The following is a 6,747-nucleotide window of genomic DNA, read 5'->3' as shown; positions in this document are numbered from 1 at the left end:
GCGCGCATCCGGCGAGGAGGAAGCCCCCTACGTCACCCCGTTGGTGCGCAAGATGGCGGCCGACCTCGGCGTCGACCTGAACGCCATCACCGGCACCGGTGTGGGCGGACGCATCCGCAAGCAGGACGTCCAGGCTGCGGCCGATTCCGCCAAGGCGGCCGCCGAGGCCGAGAAGGCCGCCGCTGCCGAGCAGATCAAGGCGGAGGCCGAGAAGACCCCACCCGCCGCCCCGACCGCGGCAGCCGAGAAGAAGGCCGGCCCGCCGGCTGCGGACGAATCCGGCAAGCGCGGCACCACCGAGAAGATGAGCCGGTTGCGCACCATCATCGCCAGCAGGATGGTCGAGTCGCTGCAGACCGCGGCCCAACTCACCGCCACCGTCGAGGTCGACCTGACGGCCATCAGCAAGCTGCGCGCCATGGTGAAGGACGACTTCCGTCGCCGCGAGGGCGCCGGCCTGACCTACCTGGCTTTCATCGCCAAGGCTTCGGTGGAGGCATTGAAGGCGTTCCCGATCGTCAATGCGTCCATCGACGAGAAGAACATCGTCTACCACGGTGCCGAGCACCTGGGCATCGCGGTCGATACCGAGCGTGGCCTGCTGGTCCCGGTCATCAAGAACGCCGGCGACCTCAACGTCGGTGGCATCGCCAGGGCGATCGCCGACCTGGCGGCCCGCGGACGCGACAACAAGCTGAACCCCGATGAGCTGGCCGGCGCCACGTTCACCATCACCAACTACGGTTCGGCGGGCACGCTGTTCGACACCCCGATCATCAACCAGCCCAACTCGGCGATCCTGGGCACCGGCGCGATGGTGAAGCGGCCAGTGGTGGTCTCCGATGAGTTCGGCAACGACGTCATCGCGATCCGCGACATCATGTACATCTCGATGACCTACGACCACCGGTTGGTTGACGGCGCCGTTGCGGCCCGCTTCCTGTCCGCGGTCAAGGCCCGGCTCGATGCCGGTGACTTCGGCAGCGAGTTCGGTCTGTGATCTGAGGCAGGCGACGAGCGCCGCGGACCCCCGGGGTTCGCGGCGCTCGCGCGTCATGGGTAGCATGGACCTCCCCGGCCGGCGCTGATCACTGCTGCGCAGAACCGGGGCTGACTACGACAAGGCGACGGAGCAAGCGATGGCTAAGAGCGAGCGGGCCAAGGAGTTGGCCGAGAAGCAGAAGGCCGAGGCCAAGGCCCTGCGGGAGAAGAAGCGCAACTCCGACAACCCCGCTGACTGGGGCACTCTCAGGCAGATCCGTGAGTCGTTCAAGCTCACCCACCAGGTCGATCCGCAGCTGCCCTACTGGCTGGCCGGCAGCTGGCTGGCGGTCACCCTGCTGGGCCTGGTGCTCGGGCTGGTGATGGGACGCCCGGGCAGCCTCGACTGGCTGTGGGGGCTGCTGATCGGTGCCCTGTTCGGCATCACCGCCGCCCTGTTCATGCTGACCCACCGCACCAAGAAGGGCGCCTACACCCGCTACCGGGGGCAGCCCGGCGCCGGCGAGGTGCCGCTCAGCATGCTGAACAAGAAGAAGTACACCGTCCAGCCCGCCATCTCCGTCACCCGGGCGCAGGACTGCATCCACCGGGTGGTCGGAGAACCGGGCGTGGTGCTGGTCGGGGACGGCGACCCGGGCCGGCTCAAGCAGCTGATGTCCACCGAGATCAAGCGTCACCAGCAGGTGCTGTACGGCATTCACGTCGAGGCCATCCAGATGGGTGAAGATGCCGGTCAGGTACCGATGGAGAAGCTGCAGAAGCACATCGAGAAGCTGCCGAGGACCCTCGACGCCGTTCAGGTCGAGGAGGTCAAGGGCCGGTTGAAGGCGTTGGACGCCATGAGGTCCCGCATCCCGCTGCCCAAGGGTCCGCTGCCGACCTCGATGAAGGGGGCCCGCAAGGCAATGCGGGGCCGCTGACCGGTGGCGTCCGGCGCACCGAACCTGATCAACGCGGAAGGCCTCACCAAGGGCTACGGAACCCGCATCCTGCTCGACGACGTCAGCCTCGGCCTGGCCGTCGGTGACGTCATCGGCGTGGTCGGACGCAACGGTGACGGCAAATCGACGCTGCTCGGGCTGCTCACCGGCCAGGTCGAGCCCGATGCCGGCCGCGTCACCCGCACCGGCGGCATCTCGGTGGCCGTGCTCGAGCAGGCCGAAAAGGCGGTCGGCGAGCAGACAGTCCGCGACCTGGCGCTGGGCGGGGTCGCCGACCACGTCTGGGCGGCGGACGCCAGGCAGCGCCGGATCGTGGCCCACCTGCTGGCCGGCATCGAACTGGACGCCGCGGCGGCGTCCCTGTCCGGTGGCGAGCGGCGGCGCGTAGCCCTGGTCGGTCTGCTGACCGGCCGCCATGACCTGCTGGTACTCGACGAACCGACCAACCACCTCGATGTCGAGGCGGTGGACTGGCTGGCCCAGCACCTGCGCGAACTGCAGGACCGTGGCGTGGCGATGCTGGTGGTCAGCCACGACCGCTGGTTCCTGGACGCGATCTGCACCCGCATCTGGGAGGTGCACGACGGGGTCGTCGACGACTACGACGGCGGTTACGCCGCCTACGTGCTGGCCCGCGCCGAACGCAGCCGGCAGGCGGCGGCGAACGAGCAGCGTCGACGCAACCTGGTGCGCAAGGAACTTGCCTGGCTGCGGCGCGGGGGGCCGGCCCGCACCAGCAAGCCGAAGTTCCGCATCGAGGCGGCGAATGAGCTGATCGCCGACGAGCCGGAGCCACGCGACCGCCTCGAGCTGGCGAAGTTTGCCTCGGCGCGGCTGGGCAAGGACGTGATCGACCTGACCGACGCCAGCGTGGTGCTGCCCGATGGGCGGGCGCTGTTGAACCGGATCACCTGGTCGATCGGGCCCGGCGACCGGATCGGCCTGGTCGGGGTGAACGGTTCGGGCAAGTCGACCCTGCTCAGGCTGTTGGCGGGCGAACAGCGACCGACCTCCGGCCAGGTCAAGCACGGTCAGACCCTGCGGTTGGCGCACCTGAGCCAGCACGTCACCGAACTGGACGACGACGACCGGGTGCTGGCCTCGGTGAACCGGCTGCGTGCCGAGACGAAGCTGGCCACCGGGCGGGACGCGTCGGCGGTCAATCTGCTGGAGGACTTCGGGTTCACCGGTGACCGACTGGTGACCCGGATCGGTGAGCTCTCCGGCGGTGAACGCCGACGGCTGCAACTCCTGCGGCTGCTGCTCGGCGAACCGAACGTCCTGTTGCTGGACGAACCCACCAACGACCTCGACATCGACACCCTGACTGTGATCGAGGACTACCTGGACAGCTGGCCGGGCACCCTGGTGGTGGCCTCGCACGACCGGTACTTCATGGAGCGGGTCTGCGACGTCCAGTACGCGTTGCGCAGTGACGGCTCCTGCGTCCTGCTGCCCGGTGGGATCGACCAGTACCTCGCCGAACGGGCCGCCGAGCAGGACGAACGGCCACCCGCCCAGCCGACCCAGCCGACCCAGCCGAAGGTATCGGACGCCGCCCGCAGCCGCGCCGCCCGCAAGGAACTGGCCAGGCTGGAGTCCCAACTCGACAAGACCGCCCGGGCGGTCGACCGGCTGCACCTGCGGATGGCCGAATCGGCGTCCGACTACACCCGGCTCGCCGAGTTGCAGGTCGAACTCGATGCCGCCGAGGCCAGGCAGGTCGAGCTCGAGGAGGCGTGGCTGCTGGCTGCCGAGGACGCCGAGGGCTAGGCGGCCGGTGCACCTGTAGTCCGCAGACGCGGAAGGCCGGTGTCCAGCCGGTTCGGATGCCCGGCCTGCCCCGGCAGCCGTAACATCGCTGAAACAGCTGCGCAACACCCTCGCGGACTTGGGCCGCTAGCGTGATCGCGTCCAGATTGCACGCGGCCGGCCAGACCGGTCCCCGAGTGGGAGGAAGCCCATGTTCAAAGGTGCCGATGACCTGTTGGCCTACATCACCGATCAGGGGGTCGAGAGCATCGACGTCCGCTTCTGTGACCTGCCCGGCATCATGCAGCACTTCACCGTGCCTGCCAGCGAGTTCGGCCCCGAGGTGTTCGAGGAGGGGCTGGCCTTCGATGGCTCGTCGGTGACCGGCTTCCAGACCATCCACGAGTCGGACATGTCGCTGCTGCCCGATCCCACCACCGCCTTCGTCGACCCGTTCCGCAGGGTGAAGACCCTGGTGGTCAACTTCTTCGTCCACGACCCGCTGACCAAGGAGGCGTACAGCCGTGACCCGCGCAACATCGCCCGCAAGGCGCAGGCGTACCTGGGCACCACCGGCATCGGCGACACCGTCTTCTTCGCTCCCGAGGCCGAGTTCTACGTCTTCGACGACGTCCGCTACGAATCCAACGGGCACACCTCGTTCTACGCGGTGGACGCCGAGTCGGCCGGCTGGAACACCGCCCGGGAGGAGGAGCGCGGCAACCTCGGCTACAAGGTGAAGCAGAAGGGCGGCTACTTCCCGGTCGCACCCGCCGACCACTACGGCGACCTGCGCGACGAGATCGTCAAGCTCTGCCAGGACGCCGGGATGGTCATCGAGCGGGCGCACCACGAGGTCGGGGCCGCCGGCCAGGCCGAGATCAACTGGCGCTTCGCCGAACTGCTGACCAGCGCCGACAACGTGATGAAGTTCAAGTACCTGGTCAAGAACGCCGCCTACGTGAACGGCAAGAGTGCCACCTTCATGCCCAAGCCGGTCTTCGGTGACAACGGCTCCGGTATGCACGTCCACCAGTCGATCTGGCAGGGCGGCAAGCCGCTGTTCTACGACGAGAGCGGTTACGCCCAACTGTCCGACCTGGCCCGCTGGTACATCGGCGGCCTGCTGGCCCACGCCCCGGCGCTGCTGGCGTTCACCAACCCGACCATCAACAGCTACCACCGGCTGGTGCCCGGCTTCGAGGCCCCGGTCAACCTGGTCTACTCGGCCCGCAACCGGTCGGCCTGCATCCGGATCCCGATCACCGGCTCGAACCCGAAGGCCAAGCGGGTCGAGTTCCGCTGCCCCGACCCGTCGTCCAACCCCTACCTGGCCTTCGCCGCCATCCTGCTTGCCGGCATCGACGGCATCCAGAACCGGATCGAACCGCCGGCGCCGGTCGACAAGGACCTCTACGAGCTGCCGCCGGAAGAGCACGCCGACATCGCCCAGGTGCCGGGTTCGCTGGAGGAGGTGCTGAAGGCGCTCGAGGCCGACCAGGACTTCCTGTTGGCAGGCGACGTCTTCACTGCCGACCTGCTGGAGACCTGGATCGGGTTGAAGCGGGCCGAGATCGACGAGCTGCGGCAGCGGCCGCACCCGTACGAGTTCGACCTGTATTACCAGATCTGATCGCGAGCGTTGGCGGGGTCGGGAATAGTCCAGCCCGCGGATTGGTTGAACCAACAACCAATCTTTCGAGGAGTTGTGATGACACACCAGACCGAGCGGCTCGACCCCGCCACCCACATGGATACCCTCAGCCTGCGCGTCGCCGATCTGCCCGCCATGGTGCGCTACTACACCGACGGGGTCGGTCTGGCGCCGCTAGCCGAGGGCGGCGGAACCATTACCCTCGGCCTGGGCGCGCGGCCGATCCTGAAGCTGGTGCACTCCCCCGAGTTGCGGCGGCCGGCGTCCAGCGCGGCCGGGCTCTACCACTCGGCGATCCTGTTCGACAGCCAGGCCGACCTGTCGGCCAGCCTGCTCAGCATGTTCAGCAGGTACCCCGACACCTACACCGGTTCGGCCGACCACCTGGTCAGCGAGGCCTTCTACTTCACCGACCCCGAGGGCAACGGCCTGGAGTTGTACGCCGACCGGCCGCGTGACCAGTGGCAATGGGACGGCGACCAGGTGCGCATGACCACCATCTACCTGGATCCGTCCCGGTTCGTGAACAGCCACATCGATCGTGACCTGGTCGAATCCGGACGCCGGCCCGAGCTCGGCGCCGTGCTGGGCCACGCCCACCTGCAGGTCGGTGACATCCCGACCGCCCGGGACTTCTATGTCGGCACCCTCGGCTTCGATCAGACCGCCCGGATGGGCAGCCGGGCGATCTTCGTCTCCGCCGGCGGCTACCACCACCACATCGGCATGAACACTTGGCAGTCGGCCGGCGCCGGCCCGCGCGACAAGACCCTCGGTCTGGGATCGGTCGACATCGCGATCCCGAACCGCACCGAACTCGACCGGCTGGTCGAACGGCTGCGGGCTGATGGTCGCGAGGTGCGCGACGACGGTGACCGGGTGGTGACCCTCGACCCGTGGCGCAACGAGGTGCGGCTCAACCTGGTCGGCTGACGCCCCGCCAGTCCAGCGGCCGCCACTCGACCGGCCGGACCTCCGCCAGCCGCAATGAGTCGGCAGCCCAGTCGATATCGCGGTGACCGCGGCCGTCCAACAGCGCCAGCAGGGCCGCCAGCGCGTGGCCGTGCCCGACCAGCACCACGGCGTCCGGCAGGTCGTCACGGCCGCCCAACCAGCCGAGCAGGCGCCGCATCCGCAGCTGCACCTCGGCCATCGACTCGCCGCCGCCCCAACCGACCTCGGTGATGTCGAAGCCCTCGGGGACCGGCTGAGCCGACAGCTCCGCCACCGGGCGGCCCTCCAGTTCGCCCAGGTACTGCTCGCGCAGCAGTTCGGTCTGCTCGAACCGGACGCCGAGGCGACGCGCCACCCGCTGCGCGGTTTGGCGGGCCCGTTCGACGTCCGAGCTCAGTACCGCAGCCGGCCCGCCGAGCCGCCCGGCCACCTCGGCGGCAGCCC

General features: G+C 68.8%; 6 protein-coding genes. 5 read left to right on the top strand and 1 reads right to left on the bottom strand.

Annotated features, from left to right (window positions below; translation table 11 throughout):
• The 5 genes from sucB to WBL05_RS14150 all read left to right on the top strand — a co-directional run.
• The coding region (gene sucB / locus WBL05_RS14170; RefSeq protein WP_424226849.1) for a 2-oxoglutarate dehydrogenase, E2 component, dihydrolipoamide succinyltransferase at positions 1-1,000 on the top strand (1,000 nt) is incomplete at its 5' end.
• 139 nt (positions 1,001-1,139) lie between these two features.
• Positions 1,140-1,922, top strand: coding sequence for a DUF4191 domain-containing protein (locus WBL05_RS14165; RefSeq protein ID WP_424226847.1), 783 nt, complete (start codon positions 1,140-1,142; stop codon positions 1,920-1,922).
• A 3-nt stretch (positions 1,923-1,925) separates the two neighbouring features.
• Positions 1,926-3,716 carry an ABC-F family ATP-binding cassette domain-containing protein gene (locus WBL05_RS14160; protein ID WP_424226846.1) on the top strand — a complete coding sequence of 597 codons (1,791 nt, stop codon included), beginning with the start codon at positions 1,926-1,928 and terminating at the stop codon, positions 3,714-3,716.
• Positions 3,717-3,906: 190 nt separating this feature from the next.
• A complete protein-coding gene (glnA, locus tag WBL05_RS14155) occupies positions 3,907-5,328 on the top strand; it encodes a type I glutamate--ammonia ligase (protein WP_424226844.1) in 1,422 nt (473 codons plus the stop codon).
• 78 nt (positions 5,329-5,406) lie between these two features.
• A complete protein-coding gene (locus WBL05_RS14150; protein ID WP_424226842.1) occupies positions 5,407-6,282 on the top strand; it encodes a VOC family protein in 876 nt (291 codons plus the stop codon).
• Here WBL05_RS14150 and WBL05_RS14145 read toward each other — a convergent pair.
• Positions 6,266-6,747, bottom strand: a 482-nt coding sequence (locus WBL05_RS14145) for a histidine phosphatase family protein (protein WP_424226840.1), incomplete at its 5' end; no start/stop codon positions are given. The two genes, WBL05_RS14150 and WBL05_RS14145, sit on opposite strands and share 17 nt — an antisense overlap.

The sequence above is a fragment of the Brooklawnia sp. genome (genome assembly GCF_049651565.1).
Lineage (GTDB): Bacteria > Actinomycetota > Actinomycetes > Propionibacteriales > Propionibacteriaceae > Brooklawnia.
This window is presented reverse-complemented; position numbering and strand designations above follow the sequence as displayed.

Excerpts from the sequence above, each read along its gene's own strand:
- WBL05_RS14165 (WP_424226847.1), top strand. The coding sequence starts at position 1,140 with ATGGCTAAGAGCGAGCGGGCCAAGGAGTTGGCCGAGAAGCAGAAGGCC.
- glnA (WP_424226844.1), top strand. The coding sequence starts at position 3,907 with ATGTTCAAAGGTGCCGATGACCTGTTGGCCTACATCACCGATCAGGGG.
- WBL05_RS14150 (WP_424226842.1), top strand. The coding sequence starts at position 5,407 with ATGACACACCAGACCGAGCGGCTCGACCCCGCCACCCACATGGATACC.